The sequence below is a fragment of the Flavobacterium sp. genome (genome assembly GCF_044369455.1).
Taxonomy (GTDB): Bacteria; Bacteroidota; Bacteroidia; order Flavobacteriales; family Flavobacteriaceae; genus Flavobacterium.
This window is the reverse complement of record NZ_JBIPLW010000004.1, coordinates 124,731-141,704: the sequence shown is the minus strand read 5'-3', so window position 1 is coordinate 141,704 and position 16,974 is coordinate 124,731. Positions and strand designations below refer to the sequence as shown.

Sequence of the window (16,974 nt, the reverse complement as noted above, 5' to 3'; positions counted from 1 at the left end):
TAATAAATTAACAACCGTTAATATATGTTTTAATTTCAACGTAAACCAAATTATTTTTACTAAATATACAAATTAGAACTTTTTATCAAAAAAATCACTCAATTATAGAACTTTCAAATTAACTCAATACTACTAAATGAATTCAATACCCTCCGAATTTCAAATTACCAAATTATTACATCAGGATACTTATTTAGTCAACGGCGAATTAAAAAAATGGACAGGAGAAACCTCAGAAGTTTATTCAACTATATCCTCAACCCAAAACTATTCACCAACATTATTAGGTTCAATTCCAACAATGGGAGAAGTTGCCGCTGATGAAGTAGTTCAATCCGCTGTCGCTGCCTATAACAAAGGACAAGGTACATGGCCTACAATGAAAGTGAGTGACCGAATCAAATGCATGCAGAATTTTGTGACTCAAATGAAAGCTACTCGAAGTGAAGTAGTAAAATATTTAATGTGGGAAATTGGAAAGTCACTAGGCGATTCTGAAAAAGAATTTGACCGAACCGTCGAATACATTTACGATACCATTGAAGATTACAAACAATTGGACCGAAATAGCGCTCGTTTCTCTAAAAGCCAAGGAGTCAATGCCATGGTGCGTCGTGGTCCGCTTGGTGTAGTTTTGTGTCTTGGACCTTATAATTATCCATTGAATGAAACGTTTTCATTATTGATTCCTGCCATTATTATGGGAAATACCGTGATTTTTAAACCAGCCAAACACGGAGTATTGCTAATTTCTCCGTTACTCGAAGCGTTTAGAAGTAGTTTTCCAAAAGGCGTTATCAATATTGTCTATGGTAGAGGCAGAGACGTAGCTTCTCCAATAATGAAATCAGGGAAAATTGATATTTTAGCTTTGATAGGAAATAGTAAATCGGCTATTGCTTTGCAAGATCAACATCCAAATAAAAACCGGCTACGATTGATTTTAGGATTGGAAGCTAAAAATCCAGCTATTATTCTTCCTGATGCCGATTTGGATTTGACCATTCAAGAATGTATCATGGGAACTCTGTCATTCAACGGACAGCGTTGCACAGCTTTGAAAATTCTATACGTTCACGAATCTATAGCTGCGGAATTCAATAGAAGATTTGCCGAAAAAGTAGATGCATTACCATTTGGAAATCCATGGGAGAAAGGAGTTTTATTGACACCTTTACCCGAGGCAGAAAAACCCAATTATATTCAAGAACTGATAGACGATGCTTCTGCAAAAGGTGCCAAAGTAATTAATACCAAAGGTGGAGAACGCACCGAAAACTATATCTTCCCAGCGGTTTTGTTTCCAATTAACAAAGAAATGCGCGTGTATCACGAAGAGCAATTTGGTCCTGTAATTCCTATTTTAACATTCAAGGACATACAAGAACCATTGAACGATATGGCAGAATCTAACTATGGGCAGCAAGTGAGTTTGTTTGGTAGAGATATCAAAACCATTGCACCGCTAATAGATACATTGGTGAACTTGGTTTGTCGTGTAAATTTGAATAGTTCTTGCCAGCGTGGACCCGATGTGTATCCGTTTACCGGAAGAAAAGACTCTGCTGTGGGAACCTTGAGTATTCATGATGCTTTACGTTCGTTTTCCATTCGAACTTTTGTAGCTTCAAAAGATAATGCTTATAATAACGAAATTCTTCAAGCTTTACTGAATAGTAAGGAATCTAATTTTATTAATACGGATTATATTTTATAAAAAGTTAAACACAGATTTCACAAATTACCACAAATCTATCTGTGCTAATTTGTGAAATCTGTGTTTAATACAATTTTAAAATTACAATTTCTTTTTCAATCTATCTTTAAAAACTTTCTCGAATTTTTCAAGCTTCGGTTGAATGACCATTTGGCAATAAGGTTGGTTTTTATTGTTTTGATAATACCCTTGATGATAGGATTCCGCTTTGTAGAATTTTTGCAATGGTTCGAGTGTGGTTACAATTTTGTTAGAAAAAACTTTTTCATTTAAGGCTGCAATTAAACTCTCAGCTGCTTTTTTCTCATTTTCATTTTTATAAAAAATGGCAGAACGGTATTGTGTGCCCACATCGGCACCTTGTCTATTCAATGTGGTTGGGTCATGTACGGTAAAGAAAACTTGGAATATTTCGTCCAAGTTGGTTTTGGTTTTATCATACGTAATTTCAACTACTTCAGCAGCACCAGTTCTACCAGTACAAACTTCTTCATAACTTGGATTTTCAACGGTTCCGCCAGCATAACCTGAATAGACACTTTTTACACCCTCCAAGTTTTCGTAAACGGCTTCCACACACCAAAAACAACCACCACCAAGTACAATAGTTTCCATATTTTCTGTAGTTGAGGTAACTCCTTCTGGAACAAAATCCAATGAAATGGCATTCATGCAATAGCGTTTTCCTGTTGGCTCTGGACCATCATCAAAAAGATGTCCCAAATGACTGTTGCATCTGCCGCAAAGTGCTTCGGTACGCTTCATGCCATAAGAATTATCTTCTTTGAAAACGACACTATTTTTATTGTCTTGTTCAAAGAAACTTGGCCAACCACAACTGCTCGTAAATTTTTGGTTGGATTTGAATAACTTCAATCCACAAGTAGCACAATAATACATTCCTTTGGTTTCTGAATTCCACATAGTTCCTGTGAAAGCCCTTTCGGTATCAGCTTCTCGAGCAACAGCATATAAATCAGGCGATAATACTTTTTTCCATTCAGCATCTGATACATTTAACTTTGTAGTATCGGTAGTAGAATAATAAGGATTGTTTGGTTTTGAAATTACATTTTCCATAGCATTGGTTTTTGATTTTTTAGTTTCTGAATTCTTGTTTTGTCCACAAGCTGTCAACATAAACATGGGCAGCAAAAGTAAATAGTTTAAAATCGATTTTTTCATAACATGTGTTTTTTAAATCTGATACAAATTTACATTAGATATACGAGGCAGGATGCCAAGTAGATTGCAAATTGTAGCTATTTAAGGAAAGTTTAACGCTTGTTCAGAATGTATAACTATCAAGGCTTGTTTTTTTTTGTATTTTTGGACTTTAATTAAAAATATGATCGAGGAGCAAGTAGTTTTAGTCAACGAAAAAGACGAGCGTGTAGGTTTGATGAACAAATTAGAAGCGCATCAAAAAGCGGTCTTACATCGTGCTTTTTCTGTTTTTGTATTAAACAAAAACAATGAAATTATGCTCCAACAACGGGCGCATCAAAAATATCATTCTCCTTTATTATGGACCAATACTTGTTGTAGTCACCAACGTGATGGAGAAACCAATGTTCAGGCGGGATCACGCCGTTTATATGAAGAAATGGGTTTCAAAACTGAACTCAAAGAGTTGTTTCATTTTATCTATAAAGCGCCTTTTGATAATGGCTTAACGGAACATGAATTAGACCACGTAATGATTGGTTATTATAATGAAGAACCACACATCAATGAAGAAGAAGTTGAAAGTTGGAAATGGATGAAAATAGAAGATGTGAAAAATGATATGCAGCAAAATCCTGCTGTTTATACTGTTTGGTTTAAAATCATTTTCGACGAATTTTATCATTACCTTGAAGACCATAAGATATAAGATTGCTGAATTTTGAATTCAGATTTCCTAATTTAAAAAACAATCAACTATTCTCAATCAACAATCTTAAATCGACAATCAGAAATCTATAATCACTATGAAAGTAACCGTATCAAGAAAGGCACATTTCAACGCAGCCCATCGATTGTATCGAAAAGATTGGTTGATGGAAAAAAACGATGTCGTTTTTGGAAAGTGCAATAATCCCAATTTTCACGGGCATAATTACGAATTGATCGTTTCGGTTACAGGAGAAATTGATCAAGAAACAGGTTTTGTAATGGATGTAAAAATTTTAGCCGATTTAATTAAAGAGCACATCGAGAATGCTTTCGACCATAAAAATCTAAATTTAGATGTTCCCGATTTTAAAGATTTAAATCCAACTGCTGAAAATATAGCTGTTGTTATTTGGCAAAAGCTTCGAAAATATATTAATGATGATAAAGATTTAGAGGTTGTGCTTTATGAAACGCCTCGAAATTTTGTCACGTATAAAGGCAACTAATGGCACTTAAAGTCGGTGATAAAATTCCTTTTTTTACATCTGTAGATAGTAATGGAAATCCTTTTGCTAGTGCAGATTATTCAGATCAGCCATTAGTAATTTATTTCTATCCAAAAGATGATACTCCAGGTTGTACAATACAAGCCTGTACTTTCAGAGATCAATACGAAGATTTTAAAGCACTGGATGCAGAAGTGATTGGCATAAGTAGCGATAGTTTGCAATCCCATCAAAAGTTTGCTTCACGATACAAGCTTCCTTTTATTTTACTTTCCGATTTTGATAAAAAGATTAGAACTCAATTTGGTGTGCCAAATGATTTTTTAGGATTAATTCCAGGAAGAGCTACTTATGTAATTGATAAAAATGGAATAGTACAACTTATTTTTGATAGTACATCTGCGAAGATTCATATTCAAAAAGCACTCGAAATTCTGAAAAGAATGTAAGTTTGCTGAAAATAGTTCCAAATGAAATTATATCCTTTACAGTTTGAACCAATACTAAAAGAAAGAATTTGGGGCGGAACCAAACTTAAAACTATATTGCATAAACCAATTACATCAACGATTACTGGCGAAAGCTGGGAAATAGCTACTGTTGAGAATGACGTTAGCATCGTTGCTAATGGTTTATTAAAAGGGAAATCATTAAATGAACTCATAAATGAATCTCCAGAAGCTATTTTAGGAACATACGTTTTTGCTCAATTTGGCAAGCAATTTCCGCTCTTATTCAAATATCTTGACGCTCGTGAAGATTTGTCTATACAAGTTCATCCAAACGATGAGTTGGCAAAAAAACGTCATAATTCTTTTGGAAAAACCGAAATGTGGTATGTAATACAAGCTGATGCTGAATCTCGAATAATTGTTGGCTTTAAAGAAAAATCTTCGCCCGAAGAATACGTTCACAACTTGAATAACAAAACATTACCAGATATTCTTAATACTAAAAAAGTAAACCAAGGCGATGTTTTTATGCTGAATACAGGAACTATCCACGCCATTGGAGCCGGAACTGTAATAGCTGAAATTCAGCAAACCTCTGATATTACTTATCGTGTTTATGATTTTGAAAGAGTAGATTCTCAGGGAAATCAACGTCAGTTGCATATTGATTTGGCTTTGGATGCTTTGAATTATGAAAAGATTGAAGCGCAAAGATATTATCCTAAAACCGAAAACGTTTCCAACGAAGTAGTCCACTGCAACTACTTTACAACGAATTTTATTCCGCTTAACGGAAGTATTCAAGTTAATAAAAATCAAACGTCATTTACTGTTTATATGTGTGTAGATGGCGACTTCCAACTTGTTTTTGATAAAGAAAGTTACCGTTATCTAAAAGGCGATACGGTCTTAATTCCTGCAGCTTTAACTGACTTTCAACTCTGTGGAAATGCCTCAATCTTAGAAATTTATATTTCGTAGTTTGTTTTCTAAAGATTTAGTGTAATTTTGCACCAGCCCGAGGCCAAAGGCCGAGCGGAATGAAATTAATTTTAAAAATAAAGAAAATGCCAAGTGTTAAAAATTTAAAGAAAGATATTAACTTCGTTTTAGGTGATATTATTGAAGCGGTTTATATATATGAAATGACTACTTCAGGGAAACCATCTGACAAAACAAACGCCATTATTGATGAAGCCATTACTTCTTTTGACGGTTTGATTGAAAAAGTTAATGCTAAAAAAGTAGAGAATAAAAAAGCGCATTTCAAGCAAATTAATGAAGATTTAGAACAAACTGCTAACCAATTGGTTGAAAAAATCAACGCACTTTAATAGAAAAAAGTTGGAAAATGTTTTGGTGGATTAAATTACACTTTTATATTTGCAAAACTATTACGCTGCCAGCGTAGCTCAGTTGGCTAGAGCAGCTGATTTGTAATCAGCAGGTCGTGGGTTCGAGTCCCTCCGCCGGCTCCAAAAGAAACCGTTTCGTTTAGTCGAGGCGGTTTTTATTTATAGGAAATTAGGATCCCGAACTTGTTTCGGGAAGTCCCTCCGCCGGCTCCAAAAGAAACCGTTTCGTTTGTTCGAAGCGGTTTTTGTTTTTTACTTCTGAAGAACAATTTCAATTCTATATCTTTGTCCGCTTTTTAAAAAAGAAACTAATGTTTGGAAATAAAGTGCTGAAAGGAGTTTTTTTGGTGGGGTTAGGTGCAACGAGTTATGGCATGTTAGCTACTTTTGTAAAATTAGCTTATGCAGATACCAGTTCACAAGGACTTCATTATACTCCAGCCGAAGTTATTACGGCTCAATTTGTAATTGGTATTTTGCTGATGCTGATTATTAATCTATTTCAAAAAAACAGAAAAGGGAATAAAGCCATAAAATCATCTTCTGCTGACATAAAAAAATTAATGTTAGTGGGAACTTCAACCGGATTAACAAGCATTTTTTATTATTTGGCCGTAAAATATATTCCAGTATCAATCGGAATTGTTTTATTGATGCAAACCGTTTGGATGGGCGTTTTTTTAGAAATGATATTGGAGAAACGAGCACCATCTAAAATTAAATTACTATCGGTAGTTATTATTCTTTTTGGAACCGCTTTGGCAACGAATCTTTTTTATAATAATGTAGATTTAGACTGGAGAGGAATTCTTTTAGGTTTATTGGCGGCGGCTTCATTTACGACTACCATGTATGCAGCAAATAAGGTGGCTTTGACTATTTCTTCTGCACAAAGAAGCTTGTACATGCTTTTAGGAGGTGCAGTTATCGTTTTGCTATTTGCTTTTTTAACTCAAAAAACGCCATTTAATTATGATATTTTTTATAAATGGGGAATTTTAATTGCACTTTTTGGTACCGTTATTCCTCCTATGTTATTAAACGCAGGATTTCCATTAACAGGTATTGGATTAGGAAGTATTGTTGCAGCACTTGAATTGCCAGTTTCCGTTTTTATGGCATTCCTTATTCTGAATGAGACTGTTAATTTTTGGCAATGGATAGGTGTTTTGTTAATAATTATAGCTGTAATTGTAATGAATATTAGGTTTAAAAATAGGTTATTTTAATTTTTGACTGTTGATAAGTTTATTTTTCGATAATTTTCTCCAAATCATTTTTTTATATTTTTGAAATTATAACCATATCACAAAAAAGTGATTTAAATTTATAACTTATGAGAAAATTATTCGCTGAATTTTTTGGCACTTATTGGCTTGTCTTTGGCGGTTGTGGTAGCGCACTTATCGCTTGTAGCAACAACACTGATGGCATGAATGGCATTGGATATGTTGGAGTTTCACTTGCATTTGGATTAACCGTTTTGACTATGGCGTATGCTGTTGGTCACATCTCTGGAGGCCATTTTAATCCAGCAGTTTCTTTTGGATTATGGGCAAGCGGTCGTTTTTCAGCTAAAGAATTAGCACCATACATTGTTGCTCAATGTGTTGGTGGATTAGCTGCAGCAGGAACTTTAGTTGCCATTTGTTCTGGGAAAGCGGGTTTTGCAATTGATAATACCAAAGCTGGTGCTTTTGCTTCCAATGGTTTTGGGGCTTTTTCTCCTGATGGTTATTCCATGCAATCTGCATTTATGGCTGAATTCATTTTGACATTTTTCTTTCTAATCGTAATTCTTGGTGCTACAGATAAATTTGCTAATGGAAAATTTGCTGGAGTTGCTATAGGTTTAGCGTTAACTTTAATTCACTTAATAAGTATTCCAATAACTAACACTTCTGTAAATCCTGCTCGTTCATTGTCACAAGCAGTATTTGTGCAAGGTGAAGCTTTATCGCAAGTTTGGTTATTTTGGGCAGCACCAATTTTAGGAGCTGTTGTGGCAGGTTTAGTATATAAAAATCTACTACAAGATCATTCAGAAGCATAATATACAATCCTCAATAGTGTGAAGAGAAAACGTTGATTAATTTCAATGTTTTCTCTTTATTTTTGTAATATGAAATCACTTTTCCCTAAAGATAAATTTCAGTTTAATATACCAAACGCTGACATAGAATATTATCCAAATTTCTTTGAAAGCAATCGAGCCAATGAATTATTTGAGAAACTCAAAAATGAAATTTCTTGGCAACAAGATGACATTACTGTTTTTGGCAAAACCTATTCACAACCCAGATTGACAGCACTTTTTGGCAATGAAGGCAAACCTTACGCGTATTCAAATATTGTGATGCAACCCAACCCTTGGAATCCGTTATTACGATTAATTAAAGACGAAATCGAAGAGGTTTCTAAAGCAAATTTCACCACAGTTTTACTCAATCTGTATCGCGACGGAAAAGACAGCAACGGTTGGCATGCCGATAACGAAAAAGAATTAGGTCTAAATCCAGTTATAGCTTCACTCAGTTTAGGAGCTGAAAGAAGTTTTCATTTAAGGCACAATACTATCAAGGAACAAAAATTGAAAATAAACCTAGAACACGGAAGTTTACTCTTGATGAAAGGTGAAACACAGCATTTTTGGAAACATCAAATTTCCAAAACAGCCAAAATAATTGGACCAAGAATAAATCTCACTTTCCGAATTATCAAATAAATAGAAATTTATATATTTGAATAAAATAGCAACTATGAATGAAATAATTAATTATTTTTCTAGTATTCCATCTTCACACCGAGCTTTGATTTTGGCTGGTGGAATTGCTTTTTTTTGGCTAATCGAAACCGCAGTTCCTTTTGTAAAGTTTCAATATAACAAATGGCAACACGCTGGAATAAACCTCTTTTTCACCCTAACTACTATAGTTGTCAATTTTGGTTTGGCATTACTATTACTCAAAACGGCCCAATGGACAACCGAAAATAGTTTTGGAATTTTAAATTGGTTGCCCGAATTGAATCCTTGGTTGTTTGCTATTGTTGGATTGTTACTTTTGGATTTGATTGGAGCTTATTTGGCTCATTTGGTAGAGCATAAAGTCAAGTTCCTATGGCGATTTCATCTCATTCATCATACCGATACTTGGATAGATACGACTTCAGCCAATAGGCATCATCCTGGGGAAAGTGTCATTCGTTTTATTTTTACAACGTTGGGAGTTTTAATAGTTGGTTGCCCAATGTGGTTGGTGTTTTTATACCAAACATTATCTGTTCTTTCCACACAATTTACCCATGCTAATATATCGTTACCCAAAAAAATGGATAATTTCTTAAGTTATTTTATTGTTTCACCCGACATGCATAAAGTCCACCATCATTATGTATTGCCTTATACAGATAGTAATTATGGCAATATATTTTCAGTTTGGGATAGATTGTTTGGCACTTTCAAAACCTTGGATAGAGACAAGTTAGTTTATGGTGTAGATACACATATGAAATCAGAAGAAAACAATAAATTATCGAATTTATTATCAATTCCTTTTCAAAAATATCGATCATCAAATTCATAAAAGTGTTAAAAAAATAATAGTGATGTATGCCAACTAATTATTTTTTTTATTAATATTGATACAAGAAATAAATAAAATTGAATCTACTTAAATAAATGCTTTTACAGAAATGAAAAAAAGTAAACTAGCAGAACTTGATTACGAGCAAAAAGAACGACTTGTCAGTATGGCTCAAGAGGAACGAAAGCCCTTTGAAGTAATTAAAGAAGAATTTGGACTGACTGAAAACGAAGTCACAGAATTGATGCGAAAAAGATTGTCCAAAGACAATTTTGAACTATGGAAAAAGAAAGCCTCTGGAAGTAAGCCAAAGCCAAAGCCAATCATCGATGATTATGATGATTTAGATAGTAAATATTATATTAAAAATAAATTTGATTAAGCCATAAACTCTTGTCCTACAAGAGTTTTTTTATTTTATTTAAACATGTCTGATTAATTTTTGTTAATCAAATCTAAAAAAGAGAATCAACTTGTAACTTATGGCTACTTTTGTTGACTTATTCAAAAATTTAATTAATCTCAGTAATGAAGAAACTAATTCTAAGTGTCATTTTTGCATTATCTGCTTATAGCAATGTTGCAAATGCACAAAAAAAAGTAGCAACAAATGAAGTAAAAGTTACCATTGATTTAAATCAGGTGAAAAATGATAAAGTTATGGTTACAATAACCCCACCAACATTTACTAAAAATGAGGTTGTTTTCCACTTCCCAAAAACAGTTCCAGGAACCTATTCTACAGATAATTATGGAAAACTTGTTGACAATTTAAAAGCATTTGATAAAAACGGAAATGAATTAGTAACCTCGAAAACAGATGAGAATTCTTGGAATATTCCAAATGCAAAATCGGTTGCCAAAATCACGTATTGGGTAAACGATACTTATGACTCAGAAAGTGGTAAAGGTTTTGGAAAAGAAGATATTTTCTCGCCTGCTGGCACCAATATTTTAGAAGGAGAGAATTTCGTGGTTAACAACCATGGTTTTGTTGGTTTTTTTGAAGATAAAATTGCATTGACTGAGATTCCATACACGCTTACAATTTTACATCCAGCAAAACTTTATGGAGCTTCTTCATTAATAGATACAGATAAAAGCGATACGGTTGACGTTTTTAAAGCTTCTCGCTATTTTGATTTGACAGACAATCCAATCATGTATGCAAAGCCGGATTACGAAACATTTACCGTTGACGGTATGGAGATTTTTTTTAGTGTGTATTCGCCAACAGGTGTTCATACAGCAAAATCATTACTGCCAGACTTAGAAAAGACAATGCGTGCCCAAAAAGCTTTTTTAGGTTCAATTAATTCAAATAAACGATATACCGTTATTTTATATCTTTCCGATGCCAATAAAAACGATGCCAAGGGTTTCGGAGCCTTAGAACACCATACTTCTACTACAGTTTGTTTTCCTGACGCAATGCCAACCGAAGCTTTAGGGGAACAAATTAAAGATGTGGTTTCACATGAGTTTTTTCATATTGTAACTCCATTAAGTATTCATTCTAAAGAAATTCAATATTTTGATTACACTAATCCTAAAATGTCAGAACATTTGTGGATGTATGAAGGAGTTACAGAATATTTTGCAAATATTTTTCAAGTGAATCAAGGATTAATTGATGCGGATGAATTTTATCAGCGAATGTCTGGTAAAATTAGCAATGCTTCTTCGTTAAATGACACCATGTCATTTACAGAAATGAGTGCTAATGTTTTGGTCGAACCATATAAAGATCAATATTTGAATGTGTATGAAAAAGGAGCCTTAATCGGAATGTGTATCGATATTATTATTCGTGAAAAGAGCAACGGAGATAGAGGTATATTAGATTTAATGAAAAAATTATCCCAAGAATACGGTGTAAGTAAACCATTCAATGATAACGAACTTTTCGGAAAAATTACACAATTAACTTATCCTGAAGTTGGAGAGTTTTTAAAAACGTATGTTGCAGGAACAACACCAATTCCGTATGAAGTTTATTTTGCAAAAATGGGAGTAACAAAACAAAAAGTAAGTGTTCCAGGAAATCCGTTTTTAAAAGATATGTCAACACCATTTATAACGGTTAATCCAAACACTAAGGAAATACTTGTTATTCCGGGCTCCGATTTAAATGATTTCATGAATAATCTTGGATTAAAAGGTGGTGATGTTCTCGTGTCTATTAATGACAAAGGATATAACTTGGATAACATTTATGAAATGATTATGGAAAGTCAAAACTGGAAAACGGATGACGCTATTAACTTTAAAATTAAGAGAGACGGAGTTGAAAAAACAATAGCTGGGAAAGTGAAATTAAGTTTTATGGAGGTAGAAGGTTATAAACATACAGATACATCAAAAGAGAAATTAAACAATGCTTGGTTGAAAGGATAATTCCAAAAATCGAAACTTTTTCAAATCCTCATTTTGTGCAACAAATTGAGGATTTTTTTTAGTAGTATTGCAAAAATTATAAATCATGCGTAAATCAATAATAGGGCTGTTATCAATAGTACTTTTAGCTTCTTGTTCAGAAAAAAAAGCAACTAAAAACTTCGTGTTAACGGGTAATATAAAAGGATTAAAAAAAGGAACTTTATATATCCAAAGAATTAAAGACACTTTATTATTTCCTATTGACACTATAAAAATTAACGGTGATTCTCATTTTACAAGTGAATTCGATTTGCAATCTCCCGAGATGTTGTATTTATTTTTAGATAGAGGTGTAACTAATTCGGTTGATAACAACATCAGTTTTTTTGCCGAAAAAGGAGTAATGAACATTGAAACATCGCTTGATTTTTTTACGGCTGATGCCAAAATTACGGGTTCTAAAAATCAGGAGCTTTATGATGAATACCGAAAAGTGGTTTCGAGATATGTGGATCAGGATTTGACGTTAATACAGAAAAAATTTAATGCATACAAAGCCCAAAATGCAGATGAGGTAAATAAAATTGAGGAAGAACAAAAAGGAATTTTAAAAAGAAAATACCTTTACACAACGAATTTCGCAGTCAATCATGCTGATTATGAAGTGTCACCCTATGTAGCTTTGGCTGAAATTTACGATATTAATCTGAAATATTTGGATACCATCCAAAAGTCAATGACACCAAAAGTTTCCAAATCATTGTACGGAAAAAAATTAATTGAATTTATAGCGGCAAGGAAAAAGGATGGAAAATAAAATTACTTTTGTTTGTTAGAAATGATCAAATGAAAGACATTCTTTTAATTATACCACCGTTCACCCAACTCAATACGCCCTATCCCGCAACGGCCTACTTGAAAGGTTTTTTGAATACCAAAAACATTTCTAGCTTTCAAATGGATTTGGGCATAGAAGTCATACTAGATCTCTTTTCGAAAAAGGGATTAGAAAATTTATTTTCTTTCAGCGAGGACAACCCGCAACCCGCAACTCGCAACTCGCAACGAATTTATTCTCTAAAACAAGATTACATAAATACCATAGACTCTGTTATTACTTTCCTCCAAGGAAAAAACCAAACCCTTGCCCGACAAATTTGCTCCGGAAATTTCCTTCCACAAGCCAATCGTTTCAATCAAGTAGACGATATGGAATGGGCTTTTGGTAGCATGGGAATGCAAGACAAAGCAAAACATCTAGCCACGCTTTACCTCGAAGATTTATCTGATTTTATTGTCGAATGTGTTGATGAAAATTTTGGTTTCAGTCGTTATGCGGAACGATTGGGTAGAAGTGCCAATTCTTTTGACGAAATGTATTCCCATTTGCAAAATGAGTTGACTTACATTGATAAAGTTACACTCAAAATCCTAGAAGAAAGGATTAACCACACACAACCCAAATTAGTTTGTATATCAGTTCCTTTTCCAGGAAATTTATACAGTGCTTTTCGTTGTGCACAATTTATTAAAAAGAACTTCCCAGAAATTAAAATAGCCATGGGCGGCGGTTTCCCAAATACAGAATTACGAAGTTTAAGCGACAAGCGTGTTTTCGAATTTTTCGATTTTATAACATTGGATGATGGCGAACTCCCTATTGAATTACTAATTTCCCACGTTTTAAACTCCCCTCCTTTGGAGGGGTTGGGGGAGGCCAAAAGAACTTTCGTCTTAGAACAAAACGAAGTAGTTTATAAAAATAATTCCACTAAAGCGGATTATAAACAATTGGAAGTAGGCACTCCTGATTACTCGGACTTGCGTTTAGACAATTACATTTCGGTCATCGAAATTGCGAACCCAATGCATAGTTTATGGAGCGATGGCCGCTGGAATAAACTCACCATGGCGCATGGATGCTATTGGGGAAAATGCACTTTTTGCGATATTTCTTTAGACTATATAAAGCTTTACGAACCCATTGCTGCTATAACTTTAGTAGACAGGATGGAGGAAATGATAGCACAAACGGGTGAATCGGGTTTTCACTTTGTAGATGAAGCTGCTCCTCCAGCTTTGATGAAAGAAGTGGCGTTAGAAATTCTTAGAAGAAAACTAACCGTTACGTGGTGGACCAATATTCGATTTGAGAAAAGCTTCTATTCTGATTTATGTATTTTGTTAAAAGCTTCTGGCTGTATTGCAGTTTCAGGAGGTTTAGAAGTTGCTTCGGATAGATTGTTGGAACTCATTCAAAAAGGAGTAACTGTCGAACAAGTTGCGCAAGTAACGCGGAACTTTACAGAGTCTGGAATAATGGTTCATGCCTATTTAATGTATGGGTATCCAACGCAAACCGTTCAAGAAACGATTGATAGTTTGGAAATGGTGCGTCAACTATTTGAATTAGGAATAATACAATCTGGTTTTTGGCATCAATTTGCCATGACAGCTCACAGTCCGGTTGGAATGTTTCCGGAGGAATTTGGAGTAATACCAGAACAAAATGAAATTACATTTGCAAATAATGACATTCAGTTTAAAGATAAAACCGGAATAAATCACGACAAATTCAGTTTTGGTTTAAAGAAGTCGTTGTTCAATTATATGCATGGCATTTGTTTCGACTACGAACTTCAAGATTGGTTCGATTTCAAAATCCCAAATACCACAATTCCATCAGATTATATTATTTCTAGCCTCGAAAAAGAAAATAAATTGAGTACTAAGTCATCCTCAAAAATTATTTGGATAGGAGGAAAGCCATTGACAGAAGTGTACTCAAAATCTAAAAAAGGAAGTTCTTGGCAAATGAGTAAATTAACGTTTCATTGTAGAATAGAAACCGTTGAAATTTCATTAGAAAAAGACAAAGCAGATTGGTTGCTAAATCAACTTGAATTATGTTCTGTTCATAATGATAAGCAGTTTACATTCAAAAATTTAAAAGATAATTTTGAAACTAAATTTGTCGATTTTGAGCTTTTTTGGTATTCTAAACCAATTCATACTTTGAAAGAAATTGGGTTGTTAGTTTTATAAGCAACCTTATATTATTCTTTTATTAAATTTAAGTTTACATGAGATTTATCAGTTTCGAAAACGATTTCTTTTTGTAAGTTTACCTTATTAAAAAATTATTTTATATGGATTCAACCTATAAACTTTCTGTAAACAATATCAATAGTTTTGAATTGTCTGAAAGTGACCTCAAAAATCTCGACGCTGTTCTTGTAGAGAACTCAAAATTTCACATTTTAAATAACAGCAAACCTTATAATGCTGAGATAATTTCTTCCGATTTTATTGCCAAAAAATATACTGTAAAAGTAAATAACAATAGGTATGAAGTGGCTATTTCAGACGATTTAGATCAACTTATAAATAGAATGGGAATTGAACGAGGCAGAACTAAAGTTGTTAATGCCATCAAAGCACCAATGCCTGGATTAATTCTTGAAATTAGTGTTGAGGTTGGTCAATCGGTCAAAGAAAACGATCCTTTACTAATCCTTGAGGCCATGAAAATGGAGAACAGTTTCCTCTCACCTCGTGATGGTATAATCAAATCTATCACCGTAGAAAAAGGTCAAGCAGTAGACAAAGGACAATTGTTAATTGAATTCGAATAAAATGAAGAAAATAAGCAAAATGTTAGTGGCAAATCGCGGTGAGATTGCCATTAGAGTAATGAAAACGGCCAAAAAAATGGGCATCAAAACAGTTGCAGTTTATTCGACTGCCGATAGAAATGCGCTTCACGTAAAGCAGGCCGACGAAGCAGTTTGTATTGGTGAAGCGGCTTCTAGTCAGTCGTATTTGCGTGGTGATAAAATTATCCAAGTTTGTAAAGATTTGGGCGTTGATGCGGTTCATCCTGGGTATGGTTTTTTGAGTGAGAATTCTGGTTTTGCGGAGGAATGCGAAAGAAATAATATTATTTTCATCGGACCAAAATCGAAAGCTATTGAAATGATGGGAAGTAAATTAGCAGCCAAAGAAGCCGTTATGAAGTTTAATATTCCGATGGTTCCAGGAGTTGACCACGCTATAACGGATTTAGAGGAAGCTAAAAAGACTGCCAAAGAAGTTGGATTTCCGATTCTGATAAAAGCTTCTGCGGGTGGTGGTGGAAAAGGAATGCGTATCGTAGAGAAAGAAGAAGATTTCGAATCACAAATGAATCGAGCCATTAGTGAAGCCACTTCTGCTTTTGGAGATGGTTCGGTTTTTATCGAAAAATATGTAACCAAGCCACGTCACATAGAAATTCAAATCATGGCGGATAGTCACGGAAATGTACTGTATGTTTTTGAAAGAGAATGCAGTATTCAGCGTCGTCATCAAAAAGTGGTTGAAGAAGCGCCATCTAGTATTTTAACACTCGAAAAACGTAAAGAAATGGGCGAAGCGGCAGTGAAAGTTGCTCGTGCTTGCGATTATCTTGGTGCGGGAACTGTAGAGTTTTTGATGGATGATAAACACAATTTCTATTTCCTTGAAATGAATACGCGTTTGCAAGTAGAACATCCGGTAACGGAAATGATTTCAGGTTTAGATTTGGTTGAATTGCAAATTCGAGTAGCACGTGGAGAAGCGTTAACCATCAAACAAGAAGATTTACAAATAAACGGACATGCAATGGAACTTCGAGTATATGCCGAAGATTCTATGAATGACTTTTTACCTAATGTCGGTTTTTTAAGTACCTATAAAATTCCGGTTGGCGAAGGAATTCGTGTAGATAACGGAATTGAAGAAGGAATGGATGTGCCAATTTATTACGATCCAATGCTATCAAAACTTGTGACTTATGGTAAAACACGTGAAGAATCAATAGAATTGATGATTAAAGCCATAGAAAATTATCATGTTGAAGGAGTTGCTACAACATTACCCTTTGGAAAATTTGTAATGGAACACGAAGCTTTTCGTTCAGGTAATTTTGATACTGGTTTTGTAAAGGCTTATTATGACGCAGAAAAACTTAAATCAAGTATAGATTTAGAAGCTGAAATTGCTGCCATGATTGCATTGAAACAATATGTTGTCGATAAAAAAATATTACGATTACCGATTTAAAAAAGTATTAAGATTTTA

At 34.0% G+C, this 16,974-nt stretch carries 17 protein-coding genes and 1 tRNA gene; 17 read left to right on the top strand and 1 reads right to left on the bottom strand.

Annotated features, from left to right (window positions below; genetic code table 11):
- Positions 1–136 precede the first annotated feature (136 nt).
- A complete protein-coding gene (locus ACIQ2L_RS05640) occupies positions 137–1,717 on the top strand; it encodes an NADP-dependent glyceraldehyde-3-phosphate dehydrogenase (RefSeq protein ID WP_396157142.1) in 1,581 nt (526 codons plus the stop codon).
- 81 nt (positions 1,718–1,798) lie between these two features.
- On the opposite strand, the gene ACIQ2L_RS05635 is transcribed toward ACIQ2L_RS05640, so the two are convergent.
- Positions 1,799–2,863 carry a bifunctional methionine sulfoxide reductase B/A protein gene (locus ACIQ2L_RS05635; RefSeq protein WP_396157246.1) on the bottom strand — a complete coding sequence of 355 codons (1,065 nt, stop codon included), beginning with the start codon at positions 2,861–2,863 and terminating at the stop codon, positions 1,799–1,801.
- A gap of 202 nt (positions 2,864–3,065) precedes the next feature.
- Here ACIQ2L_RS05635 and idi point away from each other — a divergent pair, with 202 nt between their 5' ends.
- The 16 genes from idi to ACIQ2L_RS05555 all read left to right on the top strand — a co-directional run bounded on the left by idi (position 3,066) and on the right by ACIQ2L_RS05555 (position 16,956).
- Entirely contained in the window at positions 3,066–3,593 is a 528-nt protein-coding gene (idi, locus tag ACIQ2L_RS05630; RefSeq protein WP_396157141.1) for an isopentenyl-diphosphate Delta-isomerase, read from the top strand.
- Positions 3,594–3,690: 97 nt separating this feature from the next.
- Positions 3,691–4,101, top strand: a complete 411-nt coding sequence (locus ACIQ2L_RS05625; protein ID WP_396157140.1) for a 6-pyruvoyl trahydropterin synthase family protein — start codon at positions 3,691–3,693, stop codon at positions 4,099–4,101.
- Positions 4,101–4,550, top strand: a complete 450-nt coding sequence (locus tag ACIQ2L_RS05620) for a peroxiredoxin (protein WP_396157139.1) — start codon at positions 4,101–4,103, stop codon at positions 4,548–4,550. The genes ACIQ2L_RS05625 and ACIQ2L_RS05620 overlap by 1 nt, the downstream gene beginning before the upstream one ends.
- Before the next feature lie 21 nt (positions 4,551–4,571).
- Positions 4,572–5,534, top strand: a complete 963-nt coding sequence (locus ACIQ2L_RS05615; RefSeq protein WP_396157138.1) for a type I phosphomannose isomerase catalytic subunit — start codon at positions 4,572–4,574, stop codon at positions 5,532–5,534.
- Between the two features lie 86 nt (positions 5,535–5,620).
- Positions 5,621–5,887, top strand: a complete 267-nt coding sequence (locus ACIQ2L_RS05610) for a hypothetical protein (RefSeq protein WP_396157245.1) — start codon at positions 5,621–5,623, stop codon at positions 5,885–5,887.
- Positions 5,888–5,954: 67 nt separating this feature from the next.
- Positions 5,955–6,031: transfer RNA gene (locus ACIQ2L_RS05605), tRNA-Thr, on the top strand.
- A gap of 188 nt (positions 6,032–6,219) precedes the next feature.
- Positions 6,220–7,137 (top strand): EamA family transporter, encoded by a 918-nt coding sequence (locus ACIQ2L_RS05600; protein ID WP_396157136.1) that lies wholly within the window; start codon positions 6,220–6,222, stop codon positions 7,135–7,137.
- A 107-nt stretch (positions 7,138–7,244) separates the two neighbouring features.
- Positions 7,245–7,961, top strand: coding sequence for an aquaporin Z (aqpZ, locus tag ACIQ2L_RS05595; RefSeq protein ID WP_396157135.1), 717 nt, complete (start codon positions 7,245–7,247; stop codon positions 7,959–7,961).
- A gap of 69 nt (positions 7,962–8,030) precedes the next feature.
- Entirely contained in the window at positions 8,031–8,633 is a 603-nt protein-coding gene (locus ACIQ2L_RS05590; RefSeq protein ID WP_396157134.1) for an alpha-ketoglutarate-dependent dioxygenase AlkB family protein, read from the top strand.
- Positions 8,634–8,667: 34 nt separating this feature from the next.
- Entirely contained in the window at positions 8,668–9,492 is an 825-nt protein-coding gene (locus ACIQ2L_RS05585; RefSeq protein WP_396157132.1) for a sterol desaturase family protein, read from the top strand.
- 109 nt (positions 9,493–9,601) lie between these two features.
- Positions 9,602–9,874: a TIGR03643 family protein gene (locus ACIQ2L_RS05580; RefSeq protein WP_396157131.1), complete on the top strand. Its 273-nt coding sequence runs from the start codon at positions 9,602–9,604 to the stop codon at positions 9,872–9,874.
- A 146-nt stretch (positions 9,875–10,020) separates the two neighbouring features.
- Entirely contained in the window at positions 10,021–11,889 is a 1,869-nt protein-coding gene (locus tag ACIQ2L_RS05575) for a peptidase M61 (RefSeq protein ID WP_396157130.1), read from the top strand.
- A gap of 85 nt (positions 11,890–11,974) precedes the next feature.
- A complete protein-coding gene (locus tag ACIQ2L_RS05570) occupies positions 11,975–12,688 on the top strand; it encodes a DUF4369 domain-containing protein (protein ID WP_396157129.1) in 714 nt (237 codons plus the stop codon).
- Between the two features lie 29 nt (positions 12,689–12,717).
- Positions 12,718–14,916: a B12-binding domain-containing radical SAM protein gene (locus ACIQ2L_RS05565; RefSeq protein WP_396157128.1), complete on the top strand. Its 2,199-nt coding sequence runs from the start codon at positions 12,718–12,720 to the stop codon at positions 14,914–14,916.
- A gap of 104 nt (positions 14,917–15,020) precedes the next feature.
- Positions 15,021–15,506 carry a biotin/lipoyl-containing protein gene (locus ACIQ2L_RS05560; protein ID WP_396157127.1) on the top strand — a complete coding sequence of 162 codons (486 nt, stop codon included), beginning with the start codon at positions 15,021–15,023 and terminating at the stop codon, positions 15,504–15,506.
- A 10-nt stretch (positions 15,507–15,516) separates the two neighbouring features.
- The gene (locus ACIQ2L_RS05555; RefSeq protein WP_396157244.1) at positions 15,517–16,956 is read left to right on the top strand and encodes an acetyl/propionyl/methylcrotonyl-CoA carboxylase subunit alpha; all 1,440 of its coding nucleotides are present in this window, start codon (positions 15,517–15,519) and stop codon (positions 16,954–16,956) included.
- Positions 16,957–16,974 lie beyond the last annotated feature (18 nt).

Coding starts and splice junctions, on each gene's coding strand:
- ACIQ2L_RS05640 (WP_396157142.1), top strand. CDS start 137: ATGAATTCAATACCCTCCGAATTTCAAATTACCAAATTATTACATCAG.
- ACIQ2L_RS05635 (WP_396157246.1), bottom strand. CDS start 2,863: ATGTTTATGTTGACAGCTTGTGGACAAAACAAGAATTCAGAAACTAAA.
- idi (WP_396157141.1), top strand. CDS start 3,066: ATGATCGAGGAGCAAGTAGTTTTAGTCAACGAAAAAGACGAGCGTGTA.
- ACIQ2L_RS05625 (WP_396157140.1), top strand. CDS start 3,691: ATGAAAGTAACCGTATCAAGAAAGGCACATTTCAACGCAGCCCATCGA.
- ACIQ2L_RS05620 (WP_396157139.1), top strand. CDS start 4,101: ATGGCACTTAAAGTCGGTGATAAAATTCCTTTTTTTACATCTGTAGAT.
- ACIQ2L_RS05615 (WP_396157138.1), top strand. CDS start 4,572: ATGAAATTATATCCTTTACAGTTTGAACCAATACTAAAAGAAAGAATT.
- ACIQ2L_RS05610 (WP_396157245.1), top strand. CDS start 5,621: ATGCCAAGTGTTAAAAATTTAAAGAAAGATATTAACTTCGTTTTAGGT.
- ACIQ2L_RS05600 (WP_396157136.1), top strand. CDS start 6,220: ATGTTTGGAAATAAAGTGCTGAAAGGAGTTTTTTTGGTGGGGTTAGGT.
- aqpZ (WP_396157135.1), top strand. CDS start 7,245: ATGAGAAAATTATTCGCTGAATTTTTTGGCACTTATTGGCTTGTCTTT.
- ACIQ2L_RS05590 (WP_396157134.1), top strand. CDS start 8,031: ATGAAATCACTTTTCCCTAAAGATAAATTTCAGTTTAATATACCAAAC.
- ACIQ2L_RS05585 (WP_396157132.1), top strand. CDS start 8,668: ATGAATGAAATAATTAATTATTTTTCTAGTATTCCATCTTCACACCGA.
- ACIQ2L_RS05580 (WP_396157131.1), top strand. CDS start 9,602: ATGAAAAAAAGTAAACTAGCAGAACTTGATTACGAGCAAAAAGAACGA.
- ACIQ2L_RS05575 (WP_396157130.1), top strand. CDS start 10,021: ATGAAGAAACTAATTCTAAGTGTCATTTTTGCATTATCTGCTTATAGC.
- ACIQ2L_RS05570 (WP_396157129.1), top strand. CDS start 11,975: ATGCGTAAATCAATAATAGGGCTGTTATCAATAGTACTTTTAGCTTCT.
- ACIQ2L_RS05565 (WP_396157128.1), top strand. CDS start 12,718: ATGAAAGACATTCTTTTAATTATACCACCGTTCACCCAACTCAATACG.
- ACIQ2L_RS05560 (WP_396157127.1), top strand. CDS start 15,021: ATGGATTCAACCTATAAACTTTCTGTAAACAATATCAATAGTTTTGAA.